Source organism: Marinobacterium halophilum (genome assembly GCF_003014615.1).
Taxonomy (GTDB): Bacteria; Pseudomonadota; Gammaproteobacteria; order Pseudomonadales; family Balneatricaceae; genus Marinobacterium; species Marinobacterium halophilum.
This window is the reverse complement of record NZ_PYGI01000002.1, coordinates 1-26,914: the sequence shown is the minus strand read 5'-3', so window position 1 is coordinate 26,914 and position 26,914 is coordinate 1. Positions and strand designations below refer to the sequence as shown.

The following is a 26,914-nucleotide window of genomic DNA, read 5'->3' as shown; positions in this document are numbered from 1 at the left end:
ACTCAACTTCCGGTATTCAACTCACAAGGAGTGTCCATGTCCGACTCCAATCCCGTTGCACTTTCGGCCGGTTTCAAATGGCTGATCGGTCTGGCCTCCCTGGTGGTCATTCTCGGTGCCCTGAAAATTGCCGAAGCAGTGGTCGTGCCCATGTTGCTGGCAATTTTTATCGCCATAATTTGTGCGCCCCCGCTGGCCTGGATGACGTCACACAAGGTTCCACCCTGGCTGGCGGTCATGCTTTTGGTGTTCGGTTTGATGGTGTTCAGCTGGGCGCTGGTGCTGTTCGTCGGTTCAGCGATCGACACCTTTACGCTGCGTCTGCCGACCTACCAGGCCCGGCTTCAGGATGAAGCGGTCAAGTTGCTGCCGTTTTTCGAGCGGCTGGGACTGCCGGTCACCCGTGAACAGTTCCTTAACCATTTCAACCCTGGTTCGCTGATGCGGCTGGCGGGTAATGCGTTGACCAATTTGGGTGGTCTGCTGACCGACCTGATGCTGATCGTGTTCGTGGTGATCTTCCTGTTGCTGGAAGCCACGCTGTTGGGCGACAAGCTGCACAAGGCGCTGCCGAATGCCGAAAAGTCGATGGAGCAGGCCGGTGACTTTGTGCGCAAGGTGAACAAGTATCTGGTGATCAAGACTACAGTCAGTTTGCTGACCGGCTTCCTGATTACCACGTGGCTCTGGATTCTGGGTGTTGATTTTGCACCGTTGTGGGGCCTGGTCGCTGCGCTGATGAATTTCATCCCCAATGTCGGCTCGATCATCGCGGCGGTGCCTGCGGTGCTGCTCTCGGTGGTGCAGTTGGGCCTGCCGGATGCGGCACTGGTGGCGGTGGGCTATATTGCCGTCAACGTGCTGATGGGGAATGTGCTGGAGCCGCGTTATATGGGCACGGGGCTGGGGTTATCACCGTTGGTGGTGTTCCTGTCGTTGATGATCTGGGGCTGGATGTTCGGGCCTGCGGGCATGTTCTTGTCGATACCGCTCACCATGATTGCCAAAATAGCGCTGGAACAGAACCCGTCAACCCGCTGGGTCGCCATCATGTTGGGGAATTGATCGGACAGTCCTGAAACTCGTCTATGCTGCCTGTAGAGTTTTCTGCAGGTGGCGGTGGCAATGAACAGGACGTTGAATGCGGGCATGCGGCTGCGCTGGATTATCAGCCTGTCCGTCATGGCAGGGACACTGTTGCTCAGTGCAATACTGATCAGCAGTGCCTACTTCAGCCATCGTGAGGTACTGGTGCAGGCCTCGGAGCAGATGGCGCACCAGATGGCAGGTAGCCTGGACAGTGCCAGTACTCGCCTGCTGCATCCCCTCAAAAGCAGTCTTCGCCTGCTGACCCACGACCCGCTGCTGCGGACCGCTACGCTGGAACAGCGCCTGCAACGCCTGCCGGTACTGGCGGAAACCCTTGATGCCAACCCCATGATCAGCGCCGTTTATGTTGGCTATGCCGATCATGATTTTCTGTTACTGCGCAAACTGCGTCACCCCCGCTTTCAGCAAACACTGGCGGCACCCGTCGGGTCGGCCTGGCTGTTGCAGAGTATCAATAAAGCCAGCAGGCAATGGCTGTTTTACAGTGAGACCCTTCAGCTGCTGGAGGCACGAGACGTTCCGGAGTATGCCTTCGACCCGCACCAGCGTGACTGGTACCGGCAAGCCTTGTCCAGCGACGAGCCGGTATTGACCCCGCCCTATCTGTTTTTTACCACTGCCGAGGTTGGCGTAACCCTGTCGGTCGCCGGTCCTGAGCGTACCGTGGTGGGGATCGACGCTTCGGTACAGGACATATCGGTACAGCTTGAGAGCCTCAAGCCGGATTCGCATTACCGCATGGCGGTGGTGACTCCACAGGGGCAGGTCGTAGCCTGGCCCGATGTCCAGAATATGATCCGTACCGAGGCACAGAGTGTGCGATTGGCCACACTGAGCGAGCTGGATGCACCCGAACTGAGCGAATTGCAACGTCTGGCACCTGCGGGCGGAGAGATGGTGCATTACCTGTTCGACGAACGTGATTGGTATGGCATTCGAATGCCGTTGCTGGCGATGAACGGCGAGGCTCTGGAGCTGCTGGTGACAGTGCCCTCGGCCGAACTGCTGGCCGGAGCACGGCAGCAAGGGATCGCAATGCTGTATTGGTCGCTGCTGGCTGCACTGGTGATGCTGCTGCTGGGGTGGTGGGGTTCAGTGCGTCTGGCACGGCCACTGGATCAACTGGCCGATCAGGTCGGGGCGCTGTCACGGTTCGATTTCCGTCATCGGGTCAGCAGCCGCTCCATGGTGTATGAGGTCAATATGTTGGCGCGGGTGCTGGACCGAATGGCGTCGGCCATCGTGCATTTCCAGGCGATCAGTCACACCCTGGCGCGTGAGCGGGAACTCAGCCAGATGCTGCCTACGGTGGCGTCGCACCTCAAGGCCAGTATCGAAGCACGTGAATGTGTGATCTATCTCTATGATGGTGATACACATCAACTTCACCTGAATACCGATGTACATACCGCTGGTGAGCAGGGGGTGCCACAGGCTCTGGACTGTCCTCAGGCCAGCGCAACGGCTCAGACCGATGCCGTGCGCACAATGTTGGGCGAGCAGGCCGACGAGTGGCTGATGACGCCGCTGACGGGGCGCGAAACGCATCCGGCAGGCGTCATGGCGTTGCGGTTGGCAGCGGGTAAGTGGGCTGACGCAACGCTGGATCGTTTTGTTGCCGAACTGTCGGGCTCAGCGGCCGTGGCGATCGAAACCCGTCAGCTGGTTGAAGCCCAAAAGCGGCTGATGGAGGCGATTATCCGTCTGTTGGCGGATGCGATTGACGCCAAATCACCGCATACCAGCGGCCATTGCGAGCGAGTTCCCGAACTGGCGCAGATGCTGGCCGACGCGGCGGTGGATAGCCGACAGGGGCCGTTTGCCGATTTTGCCATGAGCCGAGCGGAGCGGTACGAATTTCATCTGGCCGCCTGGCTGCACGATTGCGGCAAAATCACCACGCCAGAGCATGTACTGGACAAGGCGACCAAGCTGGATGCCCTGTACAACCGCATTCATGAGGTGCGTACCCGCTTCGAGGTGTTGTGGCGTGATGCTGAAATCGAGTACCTGCAAGGGGTGATCGAAACCGGTGACGAAGTGCTGTTGCGTGAACGCAAACGGCAGCGGCAGCAACAGCTGCAGCAGGACTTCGAATACGTAGCCCACATCAACATGGGCGGTGAATCACTCAGTGATGAGGCGGTGGCCGAGATTCGCCGTATCGGTGCTCAGGAATGGTGGCGACACTTCGACAACCGCCCGGGGTTGTCGCATGAGGAGCTGGAGCGGATGCCGGAGGACGACACCACAACCTTGCCGGTCAAGGAAACGCTGCTGGCGGACAGGCCTGAACATTATCAACCGTGGAATGGGGCGCGGCCTCCGGTGGAAGTGGGTAACCCGGCCAACAGCTGGGGATTTGATATGCAATTGCCGGAAGCGGAATGGAACCTCGGTGAGTTGTATAACCTGACCCAGCGTTATGGCACGCTGACACCCGAGGAGCGTTTCACTATCAACAATCACATCGTGCAAACCATCCGCATGCTGAACCAGCTGCCTTGGCCTGAAAATCTGAAACGGGTACCCGATATTGCCGGCAACCATCATGAACGCATGGATGGTGGCGGGTATCCCCGTCGTCTGTCCGCCGCTGACCTCGGTATTCCCGAACGCATCATGGCGCTGGCCGATGTGTTTGAGGCGCTGACAGCGGCTGATCGGCCGTATAAAACCGCCAAACCTCTGTCAGAATCTCTGCGCATTATGGCCTTGATGGCGCGTAATGGTCATCTCGATCCTGAACTGTTTACGTTGTTTCTGACGTCAGGCATCTACCTGCGTTATGCCGAGCGTTATTTGAGTCCCGCACAGATCGATCCTGTGGACCAACGTCAGTTATTGACGCTTATGACCAATTGAGCAGCTGTTCAGCACGTTTAAGGCTAGCAGTGGCAAGATGATCTGAAATGCCGCATTATCGCGCCGCACGATCACGCTGTAATGTTGTGGAGAAAACATGCACTCAATTGAAATAAGGGAAGCCAGAATTGATGATTCGGCTCTGATTCTTCGGTTTATCAATGAGTTGGCCACCTACGAGAAAGAGCCGGAAGCGGTGGTGGCAACGGAAGCGGATATTCGCCGCAGTATCTTTGGCGCGGACTCAACGGTTGATGCGATTATCTGCCTGATGAATGGCGAACCGATCGGCTTTGCCGTGTATTTTTACAACTACTCCACGTGGGTAGGCCGCAATGGCATGTATCTTGAAGACCTGTACGTGTCGCCGGAGTATCGCAAGTTTGGTGCCGGGAAAGCGATTTTGAAACACCTCGCTGCACTGGCTGTGGCCAGGGGGTGTGGTCGTTTTGAGTGGTCGGTGCTGGACTGGAACGAACCGGCGATCGGGTTTTACCAGTCCATTGGTGCCAAGCCCATGGACGGGTGGACGGTTTATCGCTTGAGTGGGGCCGCGCTGGAAGCGCTCGCGGAACGTTGAGGTCAGGTACTCAGGATGTTGGCAGTGGCATTCTGAGTTGCCGTCATAGACCAAAAGATGACGATTTTATACTTTGGTAGTAGAATTGATCGTTTACTTTATTGATGGTCGCATTCCTAGCGTTGAGCCTATGACCGAAAAAAATACCGCACTAGAACTGATCGACATCCATAAGTCCTATGGTTCGCTGGAAGTCCTCAAGGGTGTTTCCCTGCGTGCCAGTGATGGCGAAGTGATCTCGATACTGGGTTCGAGCGGTTCCGGCAAAAGTACCTTGCTGCGCTGTATCAACCTGTTGGAACAGCCTAGCCAGGGTCAGATCCGTATAGCCGGTGAAACGTTGGAGCTGGTGTCGGGCAAAGGTGGTGATCTGCGTGCCGCCAACGCCCGTCAGCTCGAACGCTTGCGCTCGCGCATTGGTTTCGTGTTCCAGAACTTTAATCTCTGGCCGCACAAATCCATCCTGGAAAACATTATTGAGGCGCCAACCCAAGTCCTCAAGCAGCCTCGCGACCAGGCGATCAGCCGCGCCGAAGAACTGCTTGGCAGGGTTGGTTTGCTGAACAAACGTGACGCGTATCCGGCTAACCTGTCGGGTGGGCAGCAGCAGCGTGTAGCGATTGCTCGCGCATTGGCGATGGACCCGCAAGTGTTGTTGTTCGATGAGCCGACATCGGCATTGGACCCGGAACTGGTCAATGAAGTGCTGGCCGTCATGCGTTCGTTGGCCGAGGAGGGCCGCACCATGTTGATTGTGACCCACGAAATGCGCTTTGCGCGTGAGGTGTCCAGTCAGGTGGTGTTCCTGCATCAGGGACAGATCGAAGAGTCCGGTACGCCGGAAGAAGTTTTCGACCGCCCGCGTTCACAGCGGGTACGTGATTTCATGGCCAGCCATGCCTGATGGCAGGCTGAACGCCAGGATTTCACCGGTATTGTCCAACACAACTGAATCGGCTTGAAACGCTATGAAAATAAGCAAACTCCTGACAGTGACCGCGCTGGCAGTACTGACGACCTTTTCCAGCATGGCCGCCATGGCGGCGGATAAACTCCGCATTGCCTCTGAAGGTGCCTACGCACCGTTCAACATGATCAATGAGCAGGGCGAGCTGATTGGCTTCGATATCGATATCGCCAAAGCCTTGTGTGCCGAAATGCAGGTCGAGTGCGAGATCGTGGCGCAAGACTGGGATGGCATCATTCCGGGGCTGATGGGGCGTAAATACGATGCCATCATCGCCTCCATGTCGATTACCAAAGAGCGCCTGCGTGTGGTTGATTTCACCGACCGTTACTATTCCAATGTATTTGCGTTCGTGGTGGCCAAGGACAAGGCGCTGGAGACCACGAAGGAAGGTCTTAAGGGGCTGACCGTCGGCGCGCAACGTGCGACATGGGCGGGACAGTATCTGGAAGACGAGCTGGCTGACGAGGTCAACGTCAAACTCTACGGGACTCAGGGCAACGCCTATCTGGATTTGGCCAGCGGCCGTCTTGATGCATTGTTGTCTGACAAGTTTCCGGCGTATAACTGGCTGCAAAGTGAAGAGGGCCAGGGCTTTGAGTTCAGGGGTGAAGAGCTTGATATGGGTGACCAAGTGGCCATTGCCGTACGCAAACGTGATCCGTTGAAGGAAAAACTCAACGCGGCGATCAAGGCCATTGTTGAAAATGGTACCTACGCAGAGATCAACGCCCGTTACTTCCCGTTCTCCATCTACTGACAACAGCCTGGGGTCAGCTCAGGCGGGCCCCGCTAGCGGATACTCTGTTCATGGATCTACTTGGTTTTGGTGACCTGCTGCTGTCCGGTGCCTGGGTAACGGTCAAGCTGGCACTGACCAGTCTTGTCTTCGGTTTGCTCTTCGGGTTGATCGGCGCGGCAGCTAAATTGTCCAGTTTCTGGCCAGCGCGTGCGCTGGCCACACTCTACACCACCTTCGTGCGTGGCATTCCCGAGTTGTTGTTGGTGCTGACGATCTACTTTGGTGGCTCGGTCATCCTGATGGCGATTGCCGAACAGTTTGGCTATACCGACTATATCGAGATCAGTGCCTTTGCGGCGGGTGTCGCCGCCTTGTCAATCGCCTTTGGTGCCTATTCAACCGAGGTATTGCGGGGAGCGATCCAGGCGATCCCTAAGGGGCAGTGGGAGTCGGCTCAAGCGTTGGGCATGACTCCGCTGAAAACCTTTTTTCGTATTATTTTGCCGCAGGTATGGCGTTTGGCGCTGCCGGGCCTTGGCAACCTGTTTCAGGTGTTACTCAAGGATACGGCACTGGTCTCGGTGATCGGTCTTGATGACCTGATGCGCCAGGCGTATGTGGCCACCGGTTCCACCAATCAGCCCTTCACGTTCTACATGGCCGCCGCCCTGATTTATCTGGGCCTGACGGTGCTGTCGACGGCGACGACTTCCTGGCTTGAGCGCCGATCAGATCCAGCTTCAACGAGGGCTGTCACATGAATTGGGACTGGAACGTCATTATCGACTATTACCCGCGTTTGCTTGATGGCGTCTGGGTAACGCTTGAGCTGGTATTTCTGTCCGGGCTGCTGGGTTTGCTGCTGGCGGTGCCGGTGGCACTGATGCGTGCATCGCACAACCGCTGGCTGCGGATGCTGCCGTTCGGTTATATCTTTTTCTTTCGTGGTACGCCGCTGCTGGTGCAGATCTTTCTGATCTACTACGGCGCTTCGCAGTTCGAGGTGGTACGTGAGTCGGCGCTCTGGCCGATCCTGCGGGAGCCTTACTGGTGTGCCATTATCGCCTTTACGCTGAATACGGCGGCCTATACGGCAGAGTTGATCCGCGGTGCCATTCAGGCGATTCCGAAAGGGGAACTGGAAGCCGCAGATGCCTTTGGCATGAGCCGAATGCTGAAAATCCGTCGTATCGTGCTGCCGCGTGCGTTCGGCACCGTGTTGCCGGCTTATGGCAACGAGCTGATCCTGATGCTGAAAAGCAGCTCACTGGCCTCGACCATTACGCTGCTGGATATTACCGGTGCGGCACGCACCATCATCGCCCGTACCTACACGCCGCTGGAGATATTTTTTGCCGCCGGTGTGCTCTATCTGGTGATTACAGCGGTGATGATCGGTTGCTTCCGTCTGCTGGAAAAAAGACTCAATCGGCATCAGCACTACAAAATGCCGGCTGAGCTGGTGGCAGTCGATCCCCGGCTAAAGGATTAGCCGGTGTATCCGCTTATGGCATGGTAGAGCTTAACATAAGCTCTACTTCTTAAAGTTATGTAGGCAATTAGAAACTGAGCTTGGCTTGGGCTTGGGTTTCCGATGGTGTTTCGCCGAACATTTTCTTGTATTCGGTTGAAAAACGTCCCAAATGATTAAAGCCCCAGCTCAAGGCCAAGGTTGATATGCTTTCTCCGCCTAAGCTTTTAATAATATCTGTACGGACACCATCCATACGAATACGCTTTAAATAGGCCGTGGGTGGTATGCCGATATAACGCTTGAAGTCGGAGTAAAGTTTGTTTCTTGAAACGCCTGAAATCCATTCTACATCATCCATATGAATTTCATTTTTAGCATTTTCTTTCAGATAGTCAATGGTTTTTACCATATATGATGGCAGGTGATTCCTGAGTGAATTCTTGACATCATCAGAATAATTATGTGGCTGTGAGGTTAAAATTCCCTTAATCAGGGCTTGTTCAATATCTCGGATAAAAGCGGGGCTGTTGTAAAGGCTGTCAGCACTGCTCAGTTCGGTTTCAATGTAGCGAATAGTACGCCACCAGGCGCTGGACGCACCCACTTTTGCATCCATTTTTGCTTCGAAGATCAAGGGCCTGATAGCAGGCTTTCCTATCATGGCCTCCAGTCCAATTTCCATGGCTTGGCGGGATATACGCACCAGTGTCTTACGACAGTTGCCACTGATATTCAGTTCATAGGGGGCCGAGGGGGAGATGATGACGCCGCTGGTAATATTTGACTGTACGTTGTTACTGTTACTACAGCTGAGTTCCTGAAATCCGCTCACGGGTAAGCTTATGCTATAACTATTGCTCAAGTCCTCAACTTTAATCGTAACATCTGTGCCGTATTCAATATTTCCAATTGCGGTCGTCGTTGAGTTTAATATATTACCAATATGTCTGAAATGCATTCTCTTGGCATCATATACGGTCAGGTCATGAGGTCCGCATATATTCGACATCCAGGATTCGGCGTCGTCCGCGTTATGGATGTCGGCTATCAGTTTCTTGGGCGGCTTGCCGCTGAGAAATATTTCTTTTTCCCGCATGGAATAACCATTTTTTAATTATTATATGATTTTGGCTTGTTGGGCCTTGGCAGTTAAATACCACCCTTAAAATTAGCACTAGATAAGGCTGTTGGTCAACGTTTTCCCATCTGTGGAACATTTTGCGTACTCAATAGGAAAAAGGGGATAGCACTCCTGAAAAAAGCGGATAGCTGGCATAGGTCTCGTTCTGGTCTTATGGATACAACGAACAGAAAGGTGGGCAGAGACTGGCCTGCCACCAATGGAGACCTAATCGTGAATAATAATAAACAGACTCTGGAAAGTTGGCGTGAGAAGGTTGAGACCGCTCTCGACTTTCGTCCCAATGACAAGACTTACAAGGTGGCTCGCGAAATTTTCACTGATCGTGAACTGTTCGACCTCGAGATGGAGTTCATCTTCGAGAGCACCTGGATCTATGCCTGTCACGAAAGTCAGATCGCTAACCCCAACGACTTTTTCACCATGCAGGCTGGCCGTCAGCCGATGATTATTACGCGTGATGCCAAAGGAGAGATTCATGCGCTGCTGAATGCTTGCCAGCACCGTGGCGCGACCTTAACCCGTGTTTGCAAGGGTAACCAGTCTACGTTCACCTGTCCGTTCCACGCCTGGTGTTACAAGACCGACGGCAAGCTGGTCAAGGTCAAGGCCCCGGATGAATACCCAGCGGATTTCGATAAATCGACCCGAGGGTTGCGCAAGGCACTGGTCAGTAACTATCAGGGCTTTGTGTTCATTAACCTGAATACCGAATGCACGCAATCATTGGAAGAATTTCTCGGCGATGCCCGCATCGGTTTCGACATGATGGCAGCACAGTCATCTACCGGTGAGCTGGAAGTGCTGCCGGGCTCCTCTTCCTACACGTTTGACGGTAATTGGAAGCTACAAAACGAGAACGGCCTTGATGGATATCATGTCAGTACCGTGCATTACAATTACGTGGCGACGGTACAGCAGCGGCAGCAGCAGGAAGCAGCCAAGCATGGTGGGAGCAGTAAAACCCTGGACTACAGCAAGCTGGGTGCAGGTGATAAGGAAACCGATGATGGCTGGTTCGCGTTTAAAAATGGCCACACCATCCTCTTCAGTGATATGCCCAACCCTGAGGTGCGTCCAGGTTATGCCTCGGTCATGCCGCGTTTGATAGCAGAGTATGGTCAAGCCCGTGCCGAGTGGATGATGCACCGCTTGCGTAACCTGAATGTCTACCCAAGTCTGTTCTTTATGGATCAAATCAGCTCGCAGCTGAGGGTGGTACGTCCGGTTGCCTGGAATAAGACAGAAGTGCACAGCTTCTGTCTGGGGGTGAAGGGCGAATCCGATGACGACCGCGAAAACCGCATCCGTCAATTTGAAGACTTCTTCAACGTGTCCGGTATGGGCACGCCGGATGATCTGGTGGAATTTCGTGAGGCACAGAAGGGTTTTGAAGGGCGTGCCGAGCGTTGGAATGATATCTCCCGCGGTTGTGAGCATTGGGCGTTTGGTCCGACAGCGAACACCCGGGCTCTGGATATTGAGCCGGTCATCACCGGGACCGAATTTACCCAGGAAGGATTGTACGTGAACCAGCACTCCACCTGGCAGCGTTATTTGCTTGAAGGTCTGGCAGCCAAGGCGAAGAAGGAGGGGTAAATCATGAGTAATGTCATCCAGAATATCGAGCAGTTTCTCTACCGTGTATCCGAGTATTGCGACCGTCAGCAGTGGGATGAATATCTCGATATGTTTGACGAAGAATCCATGTTCCACATCCCGCAATGGGATACCGAACATGTTTATACCACCAACCCCAAGCGCGAGATGTCGCTGATCTATTACCCGACCCGCGCCGGTCTTGAAGATCGCGTATTTCGTATCCGCACAGGGAAGAGCGCGGCCTGTACGCCGATGCCGCGCACCATGCATCTGATCGATAATGTGCAGGCCGAGCAGCAGGAGGATGGCTTGTGGAAGGTTAAGGCTAATTGGGTGACCCACTTCTTCCGCTTTGGTGAGAGTGAGAGCTTTTTTGGCTGGTCCGAGTACTTGATGCGGGCGAACGGTGATAGCTGGAAAATCACGAGCAAGCGCGCCATCGTGCTGAACGACAAAATCCGTCACGTGTTGGATTTCTATCATGTCTGAGTACCGACAGGTGTTGGCACACGTTTAATGGAAGTGGTGAGTAGTATGCATAAGGTAGCACTGAATTTCAGCGATGGACGGACCCATTTCATCGGCATCAACCCTGGCGAAGTCCTGATTGATGCGGCCATGCGCCATGGTTTGACCCTGCCGGTAGACTGTCGTGAAGGTGTCTGTGCCTCCTGTAAGGGCACTTGCCAGTCCGGTAAATATGATCTGGACTACGTTGACGAAGATGCGTTGAGCGAAGATGATCTGGCCCGCGGTGGCATCCTGGCTTGCCAGATGCGGGTCGAGAGTGACTGCGCAGTGCGCTTCGATTTTGACTCTTCGCTCTGCACCAGCGCTGGGCCTGAAGAGGTCGACGCGCTGGTCACCCAGGTTGAAATCCTGTCCGACTCGACGGCGACTCTGCATCTGGACGCCAGTTCTCGTGTAGGACAGCTGGATTTCCTGCCGGGGCAGTACGCTCATGTTCAGGTGCCAGGCACCGACGCGTGGCGCTCCTACTCTTTTGCTTGTGAACCCAACAAAAACAACCAGCTGCAGCTGCTGATCCGCCTGCTGCCGGATGGTGTGATGAGCAATTACCTGCGTAACCATGCTCAGCCTGGTGACCGTGTCTGTCTGAAAGCACCACTGGGTGCGTTCTATTTGCAGCAGGTCAAGCGCCCTCTAATTATGGTAGCGGGTGGAACTGGTCTGGCGGCGTTTCTCGGCATGCTGGATCAGATGGAGTCCGGTCCGAGTCGCATCGACCAGCCAGTCAGCCTGTTCTATGGCGTGACCAAGCCACAGGACCTGTGTGAATTGGAGCGACTGGATCGCTATCAGCTGGCGATCCCCGGTTTCAGTTATCACAGCATTGTGATGCAGCCTGATGATGGCTGGCAGGGCCGGCAAGGCGTAGTGACTGACTTGTTTGAGGAGCAACATTTCAACGATGGCGAGGTGGATGCCTATCTCTGTGGTCCGCCGCCGATGGTTGAGGCGGTCAAACGCTGGCTCGACCAGCGTCAGATGCAGAACGCCAGTATCTACTTCGAGAAATTCTCCGCCAGCTAACGTGATACCCAACACAATAACAACAATGAGGCATGCACAATGAAGAAAGGCATAATGCGTCCCGGTCATGTCCAGCTGCGTGTGCTGGATATAGATGAAGCTTTGGCCCACTACCGTGACTTGATGGGCTTGATTGAAGTCGATCGCGATGTTCAGGGGCGGGTGTATTTGAAAGGCTGGACCGAGGTCGACCGGTTCTCGGTAGTACTGCGTGAAGCGGACCAGCCCGGTATGGATTTCATGGGTTTCAAGGTACTCAACGAAGCCGTGCTGGAGCAGCTTCATGGCGATTTGATTACGTTCGGCTGTGACGTAGAACGGATTCCGGCAGGGGAACTGGAGGGCTGTGGTCGCCGTATCCGTTTTGTTGCACCGACCGGACACAGCTTCGAACTCTTTGCCGACAAAGTGCAGACGGGCCGCTATGGTGTTGGCAACCATAATCCAGAAGCCTGGCCACGAGGCCTTAAAGGTATGAAGGCACAGCGTTTCGATCACTGCCTGTTATATGGCGATGACTTGGACGAAACCTATCGCTTGTTTCGCGACGTGCTGGGCTTTGATTTGTGCGAGCAAGTCATGGACTCTGAGGGTAACCGAGTTGCCCAGTTTTTGACGTGTTCGATGAAGGCGCATGACGTGGCTTTCATTAAGCATCCGGAAAAGAATCGCTTCCATCACGCCTCTTTCTTCCTGGAAACCTGGGAGGACGTACTGCGTGCCGGTGATTTGATCTCGATGACCAATACCTCCATCGATATCGGTCCGACTCGTCATGGTATCACTCACGGGCAGACAATCTATTTCTTTGATCCGTCCGGCAACCGCAACGAGGTGTTCTGCGGCGGTGACTGCTTCTACCCGGATCATGAGCCGATCACCTGGGATGCGGACAAATTGGGCAAGGCGATTTTCTATCATGACCGTCAACTCAACGAGCGTTTCTTGACAGTTTTGACGTGAGCCTGATGTTGAATGCAATAGGTTATCTTGGATAAAAATAAGAAACGTTGGAGTTAGCCCATGTCAATCAAACGCTTACTGACACCTGTTATGACTGGCGCGCTCGCGCTGATGATGGCCCTGCCGGCTCAGGCTCGCGATTTTCGTCTAGGCCTGATTACACCGCCACCACACAGATGGACTCAGGCGGCTTATGCTTTCGCCGATGAAGTGAAGGCAAAATCCGGCGGTGAGCACAGTATTGCAGTCTTTCCGGCTCAACAGCTGGGTAATGAAGCTCAGATGGTACAACAGCTGCAGACGGGGGCATTGGATATGGCTTTTCTGACCATCGCAGAAATATCCAACCGAGTTCCCGACTTCGGTGCGCTGTACGCACCTTATCTGGTTGAGGATATTGATCAGGCTGCTGCGCTACTGCGCTCGGACGCGGCGACCGAGCTGCTGAACCAGCTACCGGCGGAAGCCGGTTTGGTGGGAATGGGATACGGCATGGCAGGGATGCGCCAGGTATTGAGCCGTGAAATTGCCAAGGGACCGGAAGATCTTTCAGGCAAGAAATTGCGCATCACGCCATTTGAACCAATCCGGGATTTCTACATGGCAACGGGTGCTGCCCCTACACCGCTGCCATTGCCGGCTGTATACGATGCGTTGGCCAACGGTCAGATTGATGCCATCGATATGGATTTCGACTCTATCCTGATCTTCAAGTTTTATGAGCGAGCGGACAACTTGCTGATCTCCAACCATATGATGTTCCCCATGGTGGGGGTCGTCTCGGGTCGAGTTTGGAAAGATTTGAGCCAGGATGAGCGTAAGCTGTTGCAGACCAGCATGCGTAAGCAGCTGGACATGGTGATCGACCATTTCCAGCAGCAGGAAGGGCAGCAGGAGCGGCAGTTGCGGGCACTGGATATCAACATTGAAGAGGCGAGTAAAGAGGATTTTGCTACCGCGATCAGTGATTGGGAAAAAGTCTGGTCTAATAAGGCGACATCTCTGCCAAACTTGAGACAGGCTGCGACTGAAATCAAGGGCAGCTGATCCACGCTCGATAAGTCCCGCGGACTGCCCTCCGTCCGCGGGTAGGGGACACTGTGATGTTGAATTTCATTTCCGATCGATTGGTCCGCGTTGAGATGGCACTGGCAGCGCTTCTAGCGGCGGCAGTTACGTTACTGGTATTGCTCAATATCGTCAGTCGTACGTTGGGTATGGCTATCTACTGGGTAGATGAATTGGCAATTTATGCGATGGTCTGGACCACCTTTCTGGCGACTTCAGTAGTGTTGAAAAAGCGCCAGGTGATTGCCGTTACCCTCTTGGTAGATCTGCTGGGGAAACGTGCCCGGGTTTGGATGCAGCTGTTTGCTGATCTGATGATCTTATTATTTGCGCTGGTAGTATTAGTGCTTTGCTGGCGCTGGCTTGACCCCGTGACGCTGGCGAAAACCGATTTTGATATCAAGGTTTTTCAAGGGGAGACATTCAATTTTGTATACTCGGAAAAGACCAACACCTTGGGAATAAAGAAAATATGGCCATGGTTTATCTTGCCTATTTTTTCTTTGTCACTTTCAGTACATGCTGCCAACAATATCTTGATCAGTTTAAAAAGGGCTTTCTATTTTAAGGGGGCCTCATAATGACTTTTTTGTTCTTCACAATTCTTTTATTTTGTGCCGTGCCCATCGCGCTGGTATTGGCTTTGACTGCGCTCTGGTATATCGCCACTTCGGGTAATAACGTTCTTTTTGATTCCTATCCTCAACAGCTGTTCGGGGCGATTGAAAATTATGGGTTGTTGGCAATTCCACTATTCATGCTGACCGGCGAGCTGATGAATGAAGGCGGCTTGACCACTCGGTTGATTAACATGGCGCGCATTTTTGTGGGTGGCTTCCGCGGTGGACTGGCTTACATCAATCTGGTAGCCAATATGATGATGGCAGCGATCATGGGGTCGGCGGCGTCACAGATTGCCATCATGTCTCGTGCCATGGTGCCGGCGATGGAAAAAGAGGGCTACTCCGGTGCTTACGCTGCCGCCATTACGGCTGCGGGCGGGCTATTGTCACCGATCATTCCACCGTCGATGCTGTTCGTCCTCTTTGGGGTGTTGGCTCAGGTGCCGATTGCCGAGATGTTCATTGCCGGAATAGTGCCCGGCTTGATTATGGCGGGGTTGTTTTTCATTGTGATCGTCTTGGTCGGACTGGTTCAGGAGTATCCACCAGGTGAATGGCCAGACAGACAGAAGATGAAAGAATATGTGTTGATGGGGGTACCGGCGGGGCTTATTCCACTGGTCATTATCGGCGGTATCCTGACCGGTCTGGCGACGCCAACAGAGTCTGCAGCCCTGGCATCTCTGGCGGCCTTGCTGATCGGCAAGTATATCTATAAGGATCTTAAATTCTCACATATGCCTGAGATCCTGCGGCGTACAGCGCTGAACTCCGGCATGGTGATCATGTTGATTTCAGCAGCCGGTGTCTTTGGCTGGGTGGTGGTGTACGAGCAGATTCCCCAGGCTGCGGCGGCTTGGATCTCAAGCCAGACATCAGATCCCTTCGTGTTCATGCTAATGGTGGTGGGTGTGCTGATTCTGGTGGGAATGGTGATTGACGGCATTGCGGCGCTGATCCTGGTGGTGCCGATTCTGTTGCCAATTGCGCAGCAGCAGTTCGATATCAGTGCCTATCAGTTTGGCGTTGTGGTTTGCCTGACGTTGGTCATGGGCCTGTTAACGCCACCGGTAGGGGCTGGGTTGTTCATCGGATCGTCCATGACCGGTATTCCACCGATGCAGATATTCCGAGCGCTGTTGCCATTTCTGCTGGCGACGTTGGTCACGCTGGTGTTGTTAAGCGGCGTACCTGAGTTAGTGCTGGTATTACTGTAATGTAGCCACTCTGAGAAACAACAGAGCGCGGGGTTACGCTTGCGCTCTGCGTTTGGTTTCGCTGGGTTTTTCTCCGAACAACCGCTGGTATTCTTGACTGAAACGTCCCATGTGTGAAAACCCCCAGTACATGGCGGTGTCAGTGACAGACTGAGTCATATGAGCCTGCTGGAGCGATTCACGAACACGCTGCAGGCGTACGTTGCGCAGAAACTCCATTGGCGTCATGTGGCGGAACTCACGAAAGCCCGCATAAAGTGTGCGCACGCTTACGCCAGCCAGCTCGGCGAGGGTGGCCGGAGTCAGTGGGTTTTGCGCATGTGCTTCGATATATTCTTCTACCTTTTTGACATGACGCGGGGCCAGCGAGCGGCTGTCTCGGGACAGTTCTTGTGAGTAATTACTCGGTTGTTGGCTTAGCAGTGTGCTGATGATCAGCTCCTCCAATTGTCGCGATATCAGGGGTTGTTGCAGGCAAGTCGGTGCGTCTTTTTGCAGTTGCGTAATGTATTCCAGCATATGCAACCATACCGGCGATCGCCGCCAGTCCAAGTGGCAATCAAACTCGATGGGGTGTTTCAAGCTATGGCCAAGGTAGCGACTACAGACCTGCTCCAGCGCCTGACGGCTTATGCGCAGCATCAATTGGTCGCATTCATTGTCGTAACGCATCCTCAGGCGTTGGGTAGGGTTCAACACCACACCTTGCTGACAGTTAGAGATCAATGAGCAGTCGCCGCAGTCGATCTCGGCTTGACCGCTAACCGGCATTTGAAGCAGGAAAAAATCATCCAGACAGTCAGGGTCGACTTCGACTGCAGCACCGTATTTGAGGCGGTGGAAGGAAATCTGATCCATGGAGAACTGATGCATTCGCGAATTCAGGGTTGAAGTACTGCCTGAAGGCTCAAAACGGTGGGGCTTGAAGGCCTCACCGACTTTATTGTGTACTTCGTCCATGTCGTGTGAGCTGAATACCTGCATGTTGGGTTGGTTCAGCAAAGCATTCGCCAGCAAAGGCGAAAGTGGGATTCTTGATTGCATTGGGAAATTCCCTTGTTATTTTTATCTGTCCGCATTAGGAGCTGCGGTTGCTCAGGGGTGTGAACAGTATAAACAAGCTTGCTGCACATAGTGGATAAATGATTTTATTTTTTTGCACTATTTGGATAGTCACTGCCGAAATCGGATCGCGTCACCAAGTATGTTTTAAATAGTATGAGTCCCAAGATATGAAAATAATAAAAAGGAGTGCATCATGGGAATCCATATTGAAATTTCTGCAAAAGATGGTTCCGGTACATTTAACGGGTATTTAGCAATACCGGCAGTGGGTAAAGGTCCAGGTTTGATCCTGCTACAGGAAATTTTCGGCGTGAATAGCACCATGCGTCAAATCGCTGATTACTATGCTGAAGAAGGTTATGTCGTCTTGGTGCCGGATCTGTTCTGGCGACAGGAGGCAAATGTAGAGCTGGGCTACGACCATGAGTCCTGGCAGAAAGCATTTGGCTTTTTTCAGGGCTTTGACCAGGACAAAGGAATCGAAGATATTGATGCGGCACTGAGTGTGCTGCGTCAGCGTGAAGAGTTCACCAGCGGTGCTGGTGTATTGGGTTTCTGCCTTGGGGCGCGTATGGCTTATCTGGCAGCCTGTCGCTGTGATGTCGATGCTGCCATTGGTTACTATGGCATGGGCATCGAAAATCACCTGGATGAGGCTGATAATATTCGCGGCCGTCTGGTGCTGCATTTTGCCGGTGATGACGAATTTTGTCCGATAGCGGCACGTAATGACATCCATGCGGCACTCGAAGCGCGCGATAATGTGGAACTCTATACCTATCCGGGTGTAGAGCATGCCTTTGCCCGTCTAGGGTCCGAGCACTATCACAAGCCTTCGGCTCTTGTTGCTCATGAGCGTTCAGTGGCGGTATTGCGTAAAACGATCGGGCCACACTACAACCTGTCCTACCTTTGGGACAAACACTGCGAATACGAATTCGATACCCGTAATGTGGATGACACCATGGCGACCATGGTGGCTGAACCCTACGTCAATCATATCCCGACGTTAACGGGCGGTGTGGGCTATAAGGATTTGTATCGTTTCTACAAACACCACTTTGTTGACTCCAACCCGGCTGATACCACGCTGATCCCGATCTCTCGTACCATCGGCGATACCCAAATCGTGGATGAGATGTTGTTCTGTTTTACCCACGACCGTGAAATTGACTGGCTGCTTCCAGGTATAGCGCCAACCGGAAAGCATGTGGAAATTCCCTTCGTAGCCGTAGTTAAGTTCCGCGGCGACAAGCTTTATCACGAGCATATCTACTGGGATCAGGCTTCTGTGCTGGTTCAGATTGGAGTGCTTGACCCAACGGGATTGCCGGTTGCCGGTCGTGAAACAGCCGCCAAACTGTTGGATGAAACCCTGCCCTCTAATGAACTGATGCCGACTTGGCCCAGCAGTGCTGATAAAGACTGAGGAGGTTGTGTTATGAGTGAACTCAGCAACCGAGTCGCGTTAATCACAGGTGGCGCGACTCTGATCGGTGCTGCTGTGGCCGATGCTTTTGTACGTAATGGTGCCCGGGTGGCGATTCTCGATATCGATGCCGAGTCAGGTGCCCGATTGGCTGACCGGCTCGGTCCGGCAGCTCTGTTCATTGAGGCTGATATTACCGACGACATTGAATTGAATGCAGCGGTGCGGACAACGGCTGACCACTTTGGTGGTCTGCATTATCTGGTTAACCTCGCGTGTAGTTACCTTGATGAGGGCGCGGAATCCGAGCGGGGTGACTGGCTCAAGGCACTGGATATCAATGTGGTCAGTGCTGTGATGGCTGCGCGAGCGGTGCGCCCCTGGTTGGCAAAGGAAGAGGGTAGTGCCATCGTCAATTTCACCAGTATTTCGGCACAGGTTGCCCAAACCGGGCGTTGGATCTATCCGGCCAGCAAGGCTGCGCTCAAGCATTTGACCCGCAGCATGGCATTGGATTTTGCTGGTGATGGTATCCGTGTCAACTCGGTGTCGCCCGGCTGGACCTGGTCCCGAGTCATCGACGAAGTCAGCGGTGGTGATCGCGCCAAGGCGGACCGTGTGGCGGCTCCTTACCACATGCTGGGCCGTCTGGGTGGCCCCGAGGAAGTCGCCGAAGTGGCGTTGTTCCTCTGCTCGCCCAGAGCCAGCTTTGTCACTGGTGCCGACTATGCCGTTGATGGCGGCTATTCGGCATTAGGGCCTGAGCAGCAAGAACCTGCGATTCCTAAGCTTGCCGAATAACACGTTGTGTAGCCCTGCACATGCCTGAAAACCGGTTGTTCCCACCATCAACCGGTTCCATAACAATAAGATCGGAGTCTCTCTATGACACGCAAAATCGCAATTGTAGGCGCGGGCCAGTCGGGCCTGCAGACCGGCATTGGTCTGCTTAAAGCCGGTTATGAAGTTACCATCCTGTCCAACCGCACCGGTGAGCAGATACGTAATGGCAAGGTAATGTCGAGTCAATGCATGTTCGATCAGGCGCTGCAGACTGAACGCGACCTCGGGCTGAATTTTTGGGAGAACGACTGCCCGCCAGTTGAAGGCATTGGGGTAACGGTTCCCAATCTTGAACAGCAGGGTGACAAGCTGATCGACTGGTCTGCACCACTTGACCACAAGGCGCAGTCGGTGGACCAGCGCCTGAAAATGCCGGTTTGGATGGACGAATTCGAGCGTTTGGGCGGTAACCTCACAATCTGTGATGTGGGTATAGCCGAATTGGAAGAACTGGCAGCAACGTATGAGCTGGTACTGGTAGCCGCTGGCAAGGGTGAGATCGTAAGCATGTTCGAGCGTGATGAACAGCGCTCACGCTTCGACAAGCCGCAACGGGCATTGGCACTGACTTACGTTCACGGTATGGCACCGAAAAAACCCTACTCCCGCGTGGCGTTTAATCTGATCCCGGGTGTGGGCGAGTATTTCGTTTTCCCGGCCCTGACCTTGAGTGGACCCTGCGAAATTATGGTATTTGAGGGCATTCCGGGCGGACCCATGGACTGCTGGGGTGATGTCACGACACCGCAGGAACATCTGCAACGGAGCCTCGAGATCATTCGTACCTACGCGCCCTGGGAAGCTGAGCGCTGTCATAATGTTAAGTTGACCGATGATGGTGGTGTGTTGGCCGGACGTTTTGCGCCGACCGTGCGCATGCCGGTGGCAACGCTGCCGTCCGGTCGCAAGGTGATGGGGATGGCTGATGCGCTGGTTGTCAACGATCCGATCACCGGTCAGGGGTCCAATAACGGAGCCAAGTGCAGCCGTGTCTACCTAGATTTGATTCTGGCCCGTGGCGATCAGCCCTTTACCGAGGATTGGATGCAGCAGACCTTCGAGACCTACTGGGCCTATGCATCGCAGGTGGTGGAATGGACCAACAGCATGCTGCTGCCGCCACCGCAACATATCCTTGAATTGTTGGGCGCAGCACAGGCGTTGCCATCGCTGGCCTCGCGGATCGCAAACGGATTCGATAACCCGGCGGACTACATGCCCTGGTGGATGGACGATGAAGCCACCCGTGATGTGATCACGACCCACATGCAATCGGGAGCGGCCTGATATGACCACTGTAAGTACAAATGTCGCGGTTGAAGGCGATACTGTAGCTGCGAATCTTGCGCCAGCAATCGATCCACGAGAGTTGCGCGATGCTCTGGGTCTGTTTGCCACCGGTGTGACGGTTGTGACGGCTCCTGGCAGCGGTGATCAACCGATAGGGATCACGGCCAATTCATTCTCGTCCTTGTCGCTGGACCCGCCTCTGGTACTTTGGAGTCTGGCGCTGCGTTCGCCTAGCATCGATGCCTTTGCGGAAGGGCAGCCGTTTGCCATTAATATCTTGCAACGGGAGCAGGAAGCATTGGCGTTACAGTTTGCCCGGCCGACGGATGACAAGTTCAAGAATGTGGAATATGCATTAAACGGTTACAGGGTGCCATTGTTGGAAGGAGCACAGGCACAGCTGGAATGTACGGTCGAATTCACTCGTGTGCTGGGTGATCACCTGTTGATCGTTGGGCGGGTGGAGGCGATGAACACCATGCCAAGTGAGCCACTGCTGTTTTATCGCGGCGCGTTTGCTCAGCTGGGAACTTAAACTCCTCCGCAGGGCGTTGCTTTTGATGACGCCCTGATAACAATAATAACAAGGACCTGACGACATGATGAAATACATGATCAAACCCGGTGTGCTTGCCGCGATGGCAACGGCACTGATGCTCACGACGGAAGCTCAAGCGACCGAAGGCGGTGGCTCCAATTATGCGATGGGGGCCGAAAATTACCTGATGGGTGCTCTGCCGCCGCCAGGGGTGTACTCGCTGATCTACGCCAATCGCTATGAAGCAGATGACTTCAAGGGCAACGGCGGTGACAGCTTGCCGATCGACTTTAGTTTGCGTGCCAGCGTAGTTGCTCCACGTCTGGTATGGGTGACCGATAAGACTATCCTCGGCGGTCAGCTGTTTCATGCCGCATTGTTACCCTTGGTCGATCTGGATGTGTCGGTGAACGGTATGAGTGACAGCAATCAGGGGGTGGGTGACCTGGATTTGACTGCGTTTGCGCTGGCCTACCATCACAGTCCCAATTTCCATTCGGTCGTAGGCATGGACGTGTTCGTTCCCATTGGCGAATATGATGTGGCTGAAATGGCCAATATCGGACGCAACTATTGGGGCGTGCAGGCAGCTTATGCTGCCTCTTGGGTCAACCCAACGGGGCTGAACGCTGATATCAAGGTGATGTACGACTACAACTTCGAAAATGATGATACCGACTACCAATCGGGCCAGGAGCTGCATTTTGATTACTCCCTTGGTTACGGTGTCAGTCCGAACTGGGTGGTGGGGGTCGGTGGCTACGGTTACAAGCAGACAACACCCGATAAGGTGAATGGTGTTGAGATCGGCAATGAAGGCCAGGCTTTTGCCATCGGGCCATCCATTAAATACGACAACGGCGGGGGATTCTTTTTCTCATTGAAGTACCAGAAAGAGCTTGCTGTTGAGAACCGTCCGGAAGGTGATGCTTTCTGGATCAAGACCATCATTCCCTTCTGATCGGTACGTGCCGGCCATAGTGCCGGCACCTCACCCTGAATCAATGTCTTTCTTTTTTGTCAGTACTGTCACCCGCCAACGGTTACAATAGCGTGCTTTATCTGGATGGCTGACAAGGATGAAAGATGTTGCCGAACGAAAAAATTCTGTTTGAAATTAAACGCTCACCGCTGGCCCTGAGTTACGGGTTGCGTGATTTGGCTATTGCGCTGGCTTTGGCGTGGCTATGTTGGGATGCACTTGCCGAGGTGCCATTTTGGGACAGTTGGTGGCTAATGGAACAATATCGTGCGTTGGCCACCCGATTCCTGTGGGAGGGAGCGGGTATTCCGGCCAGCTGGATTGCTATGGCGCTGGGGCTGGTCGCGGTATTGGTCGGTCTTGGCGCTGTACGTCAGTTGGTGCATGAACTGAGCAGTCGTTATCGAGTAAGCGGATTGCGCGTACTGGCTTGCAAAGGGCTGTTAGGGCGAAGTGAACAGCAGCTTTACCTGCTCAGCGTAGATGGTGTGTCGTTGGAGCAGGGAGTGCTTGGGCGGCTTTGTGGTCATGCCAGCTTGATCGTGTCCGGGCGAGGGGATAATGCCCTACGTCTGGATTTCGTGCGTCAGCCTGATGAGGTTCGGGGCAAGATTGATCGCCTGGTGCTGGCGAGGCGGAGTAAAGTGTAACAGTATGATTTCTAAAAAATCGCCAAGCTTGGGAAGGCAGTTGGGTCAATGAAATGCCGAAGTATTTACCGTTCATGTGCATATAATAATTTGGTATTTGTTCTCTTCTTGTAGGGGGGCACGTGCCATTCATTATGGTGGGTACATTTAACTTGACGGCATACCGGCAGGAGCAAATACTTGGAAGCCATCTGCGTGTCGTTTCAGGGTGTACGCAGAGCCTGTTATGGCTGGAGGTGGCGCACTTTTAACTTAAGGAAGAGATTTTTCTTATGCAAATCAAGTTCTTGCTCCCTATTGTTTTGTCAGCACTGTTTTCCTTACCTGCAATGGCGGCGGATTACTATGTCGAAATTACCAATAAAACCGGTTACATCATCAATTACATGCATGTTAGTCCTGGCAACAAAAAAAGTTGGGAGGATGATGTTCTGGGTAATGATGTAATGGTCAACGGCGAGACGCAGCGAGTGACTCTTAAAGGATACTCATCTCCGATATTCGATATTCGCTTGACTGATGAAGATGGTGATACCTACACCTTCTGGGATGTGAACGTGCATGAGTATGATCTGGTTGTGTCTGAAGACGATCTGGATTAAATATTATGTTGCCTGTTCACGTCGTCAGTAGACGACGTGAACATTCGATTCCTGGATCATTTACGGCAAGTTTTTAACCTTCCAGTTTCCAGCGCAGGGTTTCACCGGCGCGCAATGGCACGATAATATCGCTGCCAAATGGCATCTCTGCTGGCACCTGCCAGTCTTCTTTCACCAGCGTAATAGTATCGGTGTTACGCGCCAAGCCATAGAAGTCCGCACCATAATGGCTGGCGAACCCTTCCAGTTTGTTCAACACGCCCAGGTCTTCGAAGATCTCTGCATACAGTTCGATGGCCGCGTAGGCGCTGTAGCAACCGGCGCAGCCGCAGGCACTTTCCTTGGCACCCTTGGCATGGGGGGCTGAATCGGTTCCCAGGAAGAACTTTTTGCTACCGCTCACAACGGCATCCTGCAGTGCCTGTTGGTGTACATTGCGTTTCAGAACCGGCAGGCAGAACAGATGTGGGCGGATACCACCGACCAGCATATGATTACGATTGTAGGCCAGGTGCTGCACGGTAATGGTCGCGCCGACATTATTGCCGTGTGCATTGACGAACTCAGCGGCATCACGGGTGGTGATATGCTCCACAATCAGTTTCATGTTCGGATGACGGCCCGCCAGCGGGGTCAAAATTTCGTCCAGGAACTGCTTTTCGCGGTCGAAGATATCCACATGGTTATGGGTCACCTCGCCATGGACCAGCAGTGGCATACCGGCTTCAGTCAGTGCCTCACAAATTGCATCCAGCTTGCCCAGATCGGTCACACCGGAGTCCGAGTTGGTGGTCGCGCCAGCGGGGTAGAGCTTCACGGCAGCCACTTTGCCGGTCGCTTTCGCGGCGGTGATCATCTCTGGCGTGGTGTTATCCGTCAGATACAGCGTCATCAACGGATCAAACCCACTGCCTTCAGGTGCGGCGGCCAGAATACGCTCGCGGTAGGCCAATGCCTGCTCGGCATCGGTTACCGGCGGGCGCAGGTTGGGCATTACGATCGCGCGGTGCATCTGATTGGCGGTGGCAGGCACGACATGGTGCAGCACCTCGCCATCACGCAGGTGGAGGTGCCAGTCGTCTGGGCGGGTAATCGTCAGGCGGTCAGTCATCAATAGGTCCCGGTTGTGCATTGAAATGCGGCCAGTATAGCTGATTGCAGAGCAGTGGCCGAACGTCATAATTTAGTGTTCCATCATCATACTACAGGCCACAAGGCTAAAATTTTCTTGAATTTTGTACTTGGAGGGTATTGATCGTCGAACCTCTGGTAACTACCGCTATGCGGCGATTCTTGGAGAAAACTGATACTATTGAAGTCGTGCAAGTAGTGTACAAAACAATTGAAACAAAGTTGAAAATAGAGAGTGCGAGGGTGTTGAGGATTACCCTAAGTAACCTTCGGGCGGTAGCGTGTGTGAAGCACACTTGCTTTGCAATAGTTGTCTTGTAAGCAACCAAGATGAATGGCTCCTGAATTTTTTGGATGCATACTTATTATCAGTACAGTCATATAATTTATTGGACAATAATATAAATATTGTGCGCGCGCGTGAGTTATTTAAAATTCTATATTTTTGATTGAAATATAATATTCGATTTGTTTTTTATAAAAAAACCGGGTTTATTTATTTAAATGTTTAGAAATATTTCGTTAATATTTTTTTTTAGATGCCTTTCTGCTTCTGGAACCATCCTGTTAACATTAATAGTCCCGCTAATGTTTGGGCTATATGAGGCTGCAATTTTTCTAAAAGGTTTTACTGCTTTATATCTACTGTCAATTTTATCAAGGGTAGGGATTGATCTTCATTTGTTAAGGGAGTCTTCTTCTGAAGAATGTAACGGAAAATTTTATATTTTCGGTAAAGAAGGAGCTTTTTTATTAATTCCACTTCTTTTGTCTTTTTCTTTTTTTATAGTATTTTTTTTATTGAATACGTTTGTATTCATGGGGATGTTGAATAATTATTATTGGGTTTTAATATCGCTGCCTGCTTTTTCATGCTTGGGTATTATATCTAACCTTTTAAAATCAAAAGGTAAGGATTTATGGGGGGCGATAACTGAGGTTGGTATTGTTTCCTTGGTTACTGCGGTGGTATTGTTTATCATACCAAGATGGTTGGTTGTGGATCTTGAAATAGGATGGTATTTTGCGACTGTTTCTTGGTTTTCGTTTGTTTTTTCTTTTTTAATTATTTTTTTAAGTTTAGAAAAAGATAAAGCTATTTTTAATATTCGATTAATTTTTGGTTCGTCATGGGTTTATTTGTTAAATCAAGTATCAAGCTATCTTTCACAGTGGTTTCCTATTTTTTTGTTTGGTGGCTATGAAAATTCGGACTATATCGTCTATTACTCGGTCGCAAACAGGATAGCAACCGTTATTAGTTTTTTTGGAATTACTATAGATTCATACTCAGCTCCACGGTTTTCTAAAATGTGGGCTGCGGGTAAAATAGATGAGGTTTGGTCGTTTAAAAATAAACTAGATAAAATTTCTTTCTTTATTTCGATGTTTGGTTTTGTTTTTGTTTCTACTTTTGGTGTTTTATATGGATATGTAAAATCATATGAATTTATATATTTTGTTTTTGTTCTTGTGCTTGTTTTATTTTATGCTGCATCTGTTGGCATGGGACCTAATGGTTTCTTTTTGATGATGACTGATTCTAATAATTATGTGACATTGGTTACAACCTGTATATGTCTTTCTGTTATTGTTTTTTCATTGGTGGGGTATGTTTTTAATGCATTGTATCTGCTTGTTTTTCTAGTGGGGGGTGGTGTTTTCTTTAGGAGTTTTATTTTCAGGTTAAAAGTAAAAAGGAAAAGGGTTTGAAATACATATATATATTTCTTTCTTTAATCTACAAGGTTTTTAATTTCTCTGCGCGAAAATATAAAATTTTGACAGCTGTTAGTGATGGAATGATTGTTGGCGATAAGACTAAGTTTGTTGGAGAAATCGAGTTTGGTACGGAGCCTTATTTAATAAAGATAGGAAGTTGTTGTACTATAACCAATGGTGTTAAATTTATAAACCATGACGGTGGAATACAAGTTGGCTATATAAAAAAAGGAATAGATGTTGATGATGTATATGGGAAAAAAGTGGTTTTAGGGAAAATAGAAATTGGGGATAATGTGTTTATAGGCGTAAATAGTATATTGTTGCCAGGGACTAAAGTTGGTAGCAATGTTGTGATTGGTGCCGGTAGTGTACTAAAGGGCTGCTACCCTTCAGATGTTATATTAGCGGGAGTGCCTGCTCGTATTTTGGGGAGGGTGGATGATTACCACCAAAAAAACGAAATAAACCATATCAATATCTATTCTTCCGATAAGCGAGAGAGAAAAAATATAATACTAGGTCGAAAATAAAAAAAAACAACGATTTGCTGTTGGTGAAATTTTAATATATAAAGTTAAAATATTCATTCCTACTTTAATAAAAGTTATTTTTTGAGACTTAGTCTGTTGCATTGCATAAGCGTAATAATGGAGTATTTCCTAGATTGCCATCATAAGTGACACACGCCTGCCCGCCAGATATTCCAACGGAGAAATATACTCTAACGCTTTTCTTGGTCGCGCGTTAATCAAA

At 51.9% G+C, this 26,914-nt stretch carries 26 protein-coding genes; 23 read left to right on the top strand and 3 right to left on the bottom strand.

Annotated features, from left to right (window positions below):
• The first annotated feature begins 36 nt into the window (after positions 1–36).
• The 7 genes from CLV44_RS01465 to CLV44_RS01435 all read left to right on the top strand — a co-directional run bounded on the left by CLV44_RS01465 (position 37) and on the right by CLV44_RS01435 (position 7,756).
• Positions 37–1,065 carry an AI-2E family transporter gene (locus tag CLV44_RS01465; RefSeq protein WP_106590336.1) on the top strand — a complete coding sequence of 343 codons (1,029 nt, stop codon included), beginning with the start codon at positions 37–39 and terminating at the stop codon, positions 1,063–1,065.
• 60 nt (positions 1,066–1,125) lie between these two features.
• Positions 1,126–3,975, top strand: coding sequence for an HD domain-containing phosphohydrolase (locus CLV44_RS17470; protein ID WP_106590335.1), 2,850 nt, complete (start codon positions 1,126–1,128; stop codon positions 3,973–3,975).
• 97 nt (positions 3,976–4,072) lie between these two features.
• The gene (locus CLV44_RS01455; protein WP_106590334.1) at positions 4,073–4,555 is read left to right on the top strand and encodes a GNAT family N-acetyltransferase; all 483 of its coding nucleotides are present in this window, start codon (positions 4,073–4,075) and stop codon (positions 4,553–4,555) included.
• Positions 4,556–4,685: 130 nt separating this feature from the next.
• Positions 4,686–5,459, top strand: a complete 774-nt coding sequence (locus CLV44_RS01450; protein ID WP_106590333.1) for an ABC transporter ATP-binding protein — start codon at positions 4,686–4,688, stop codon at positions 5,457–5,459.
• 64 nt (positions 5,460–5,523) lie between these two features.
• The gene (locus tag CLV44_RS01445) at positions 5,524–6,282 is read left to right on the top strand and encodes an ABC transporter substrate-binding protein (RefSeq protein ID WP_106590332.1); all 759 of its coding nucleotides are present in this window, start codon (positions 5,524–5,526) and stop codon (positions 6,280–6,282) included.
• Positions 6,283–6,332: 50 nt separating this feature from the next.
• Complete coding sequence (locus tag CLV44_RS01440; RefSeq protein WP_106590331.1) at positions 6,333–7,025, top strand: ABC transporter permease; 693 nt, start codon at positions 6,333–6,335, stop codon at positions 7,023–7,025.
• Positions 7,022–7,756 carry an ABC transporter permease gene (locus CLV44_RS01435; protein ID WP_106590330.1) on the top strand — a complete coding sequence of 245 codons (735 nt, stop codon included), beginning with the start codon at positions 7,022–7,024 and terminating at the stop codon, positions 7,754–7,756. Before CLV44_RS01440 ends, CLV44_RS01435 begins: the two co-directional genes overlap by 4 nt.
• A gap of 67 nt (positions 7,757–7,823) precedes the next feature.
• Here CLV44_RS01435 and CLV44_RS01430 read toward each other — a convergent pair whose 3' ends face one another.
• The gene (locus tag CLV44_RS01430; RefSeq protein ID WP_106590329.1) at positions 7,824–8,834 is read right to left on the bottom strand and encodes an AraC family transcriptional regulator; all 1,011 of its coding nucleotides are present in this window, start codon (positions 8,832–8,834) and stop codon (positions 7,824–7,826) included.
• Positions 8,835–9,092: 258 nt separating this feature from the next.
• Here CLV44_RS01430 and antA point away from each other — a divergent pair, with 258 nt between their 5' ends.
• From antA to CLV44_RS01395, 7 genes are read left to right on the top strand one after another with little or no spacing between them, the layout of a single operon-like run.
• Entirely contained in the window at positions 9,093–10,478 is a 1,386-nt protein-coding gene (antA, locus tag CLV44_RS01425) for an anthranilate 1,2-dioxygenase large subunit (protein ID WP_106590328.1), read from the top strand.
• A gap of 3 nt (positions 10,479–10,481) precedes the next feature.
• Entirely contained in the window at positions 10,482–10,970 is a 489-nt protein-coding gene (gene antB, locus CLV44_RS01420; protein WP_106590327.1) for an anthranilate 1,2-dioxygenase small subunit, read from the top strand.
• 45 nt (positions 10,971–11,015) lie between these two features.
• The gene (antC, locus tag CLV44_RS01415; protein ID WP_106590538.1) at positions 11,016–12,035 is read left to right on the top strand and encodes an anthranilate 1,2-dioxygenase electron transfer component AntC; all 1,020 of its coding nucleotides are present in this window, start codon (positions 11,016–11,018) and stop codon (positions 12,033–12,035) included.
• Between the two features lie 39 nt (positions 12,036–12,074).
• Positions 12,075–12,998 carry a catechol 2,3-dioxygenase gene (locus CLV44_RS01410; protein WP_106590326.1) on the top strand — a complete coding sequence of 308 codons (924 nt, stop codon included), beginning with the start codon at positions 12,075–12,077 and terminating at the stop codon, positions 12,996–12,998.
• Positions 12,999–13,058: 60 nt separating this feature from the next.
• A complete protein-coding gene (locus tag CLV44_RS01405; protein ID WP_170069229.1) occupies positions 13,059–14,045 on the top strand; it encodes a TRAP transporter substrate-binding protein in 987 nt (328 codons plus the stop codon).
• A 56-nt stretch (positions 14,046–14,101) separates the two neighbouring features.
• The gene (locus CLV44_RS01400) at positions 14,102–14,647 is read left to right on the top strand and encodes a TRAP transporter small permease (RefSeq protein ID WP_106590325.1); all 546 of its coding nucleotides are present in this window, start codon (positions 14,102–14,104) and stop codon (positions 14,645–14,647) included.
• Entirely contained in the window at positions 14,647–15,906 is a 1,260-nt protein-coding gene (locus tag CLV44_RS01395) for a TRAP transporter large permease (protein ID WP_106590324.1), read from the top strand. The genes CLV44_RS01400 and CLV44_RS01395 overlap by 1 nt, the downstream gene beginning before the upstream one ends.
• A 33-nt stretch (positions 15,907–15,939) precedes the next feature.
• On the opposite strand, the gene CLV44_RS01390 is transcribed toward CLV44_RS01395, so the two are convergent.
• Positions 15,940–16,950, bottom strand: coding sequence for an AraC family transcriptional regulator (locus CLV44_RS01390; protein WP_106590323.1), 1,011 nt, complete (start codon positions 16,948–16,950; stop codon positions 15,940–15,942).
• A 214-nt stretch (positions 16,951–17,164) separates the two neighbouring features.
• Between CLV44_RS01390 and CLV44_RS01385 the strand changes: the two genes are divergently transcribed.
• The 7 genes from CLV44_RS01385 to CLV44_RS01355 all read left to right on the top strand — a co-directional run bounded on the left by CLV44_RS01385 (position 17,165) and on the right by CLV44_RS01355 (position 23,305).
• The gene (locus tag CLV44_RS01385) at positions 17,165–18,400 is read left to right on the top strand and encodes a dienelactone hydrolase family protein (protein ID WP_106590322.1); all 1,236 of its coding nucleotides are present in this window, start codon (positions 17,165–17,167) and stop codon (positions 18,398–18,400) included.
• Positions 18,401–18,412: 12 nt separating this feature from the next.
• Positions 18,413–19,201 (top strand): SDR family oxidoreductase, encoded by a 789-nt coding sequence (locus CLV44_RS01380; protein ID WP_106590321.1) that lies wholly within the window; start codon positions 18,413–18,415, stop codon positions 19,199–19,201.
• Positions 19,202–19,285: 84 nt separating this feature from the next.
• Positions 19,286–20,530: a styrene monooxygenase/indole monooxygenase family protein gene (locus tag CLV44_RS01375; protein WP_106590320.1), complete on the top strand. Its 1,245-nt coding sequence runs from the start codon at positions 19,286–19,288 to the stop codon at positions 20,528–20,530.
• Position 20,531: 1 nt separating this feature from the next.
• A complete protein-coding gene (locus CLV44_RS01370; RefSeq protein WP_106590319.1) occupies positions 20,532–21,068 on the top strand; it encodes a flavin reductase family protein in 537 nt (178 codons plus the stop codon).
• Between the two features lie 64 nt (positions 21,069–21,132).
• Complete coding sequence (locus CLV44_RS01365; protein WP_106590318.1) at positions 21,133–22,032, top strand: SphA family protein; 900 nt, start codon at positions 21,133–21,135, stop codon at positions 22,030–22,032.
• A gap of 125 nt (positions 22,033–22,157) precedes the next feature.
• Positions 22,158–22,703, top strand: coding sequence for a PH domain-containing protein (locus tag CLV44_RS01360; RefSeq protein ID WP_106590317.1), 546 nt, complete (start codon positions 22,158–22,160; stop codon positions 22,701–22,703).
• Positions 22,704–22,975: 272 nt separating this feature from the next.
• Positions 22,976–23,305: a hypothetical protein gene (locus tag CLV44_RS01355; protein ID WP_106590316.1), complete on the top strand. Its 330-nt coding sequence runs from the start codon at positions 22,976–22,978 to the stop codon at positions 23,303–23,305.
• A gap of 73 nt (positions 23,306–23,378) precedes the next feature.
• Here CLV44_RS01355 and pyrC read toward each other — a convergent pair whose 3' ends face one another.
• Positions 23,379–24,416 carry a dihydroorotase gene (gene pyrC, locus CLV44_RS01350; RefSeq protein ID WP_106590536.1) on the bottom strand — a complete coding sequence of 346 codons (1,038 nt, stop codon included), beginning with the start codon at positions 24,414–24,416 and terminating at the stop codon, positions 23,379–23,381.
• Between the two features lie 608 nt (positions 24,417–25,024).
• Here pyrC and CLV44_RS01345 point away from each other — a divergent pair.
• On the top strand, positions 25,025–26,149 hold the full coding sequence (locus CLV44_RS01345; protein WP_106590315.1) for a polysaccharide biosynthesis protein: 1,125 nt from the start codon (positions 25,025–25,027) through the stop codon (positions 26,147–26,149).
• The gene (locus CLV44_RS01340; protein WP_106590314.1) at positions 26,146–26,691 is read left to right on the top strand and encodes an acyltransferase; all 546 of its coding nucleotides are present in this window, start codon (positions 26,146–26,148) and stop codon (positions 26,689–26,691) included. The genes CLV44_RS01345 and CLV44_RS01340 overlap by 4 nt, the downstream gene beginning before the upstream one ends.
• The last annotated feature ends 223 nt before the right edge of the window (positions 26,692–26,914 follow it).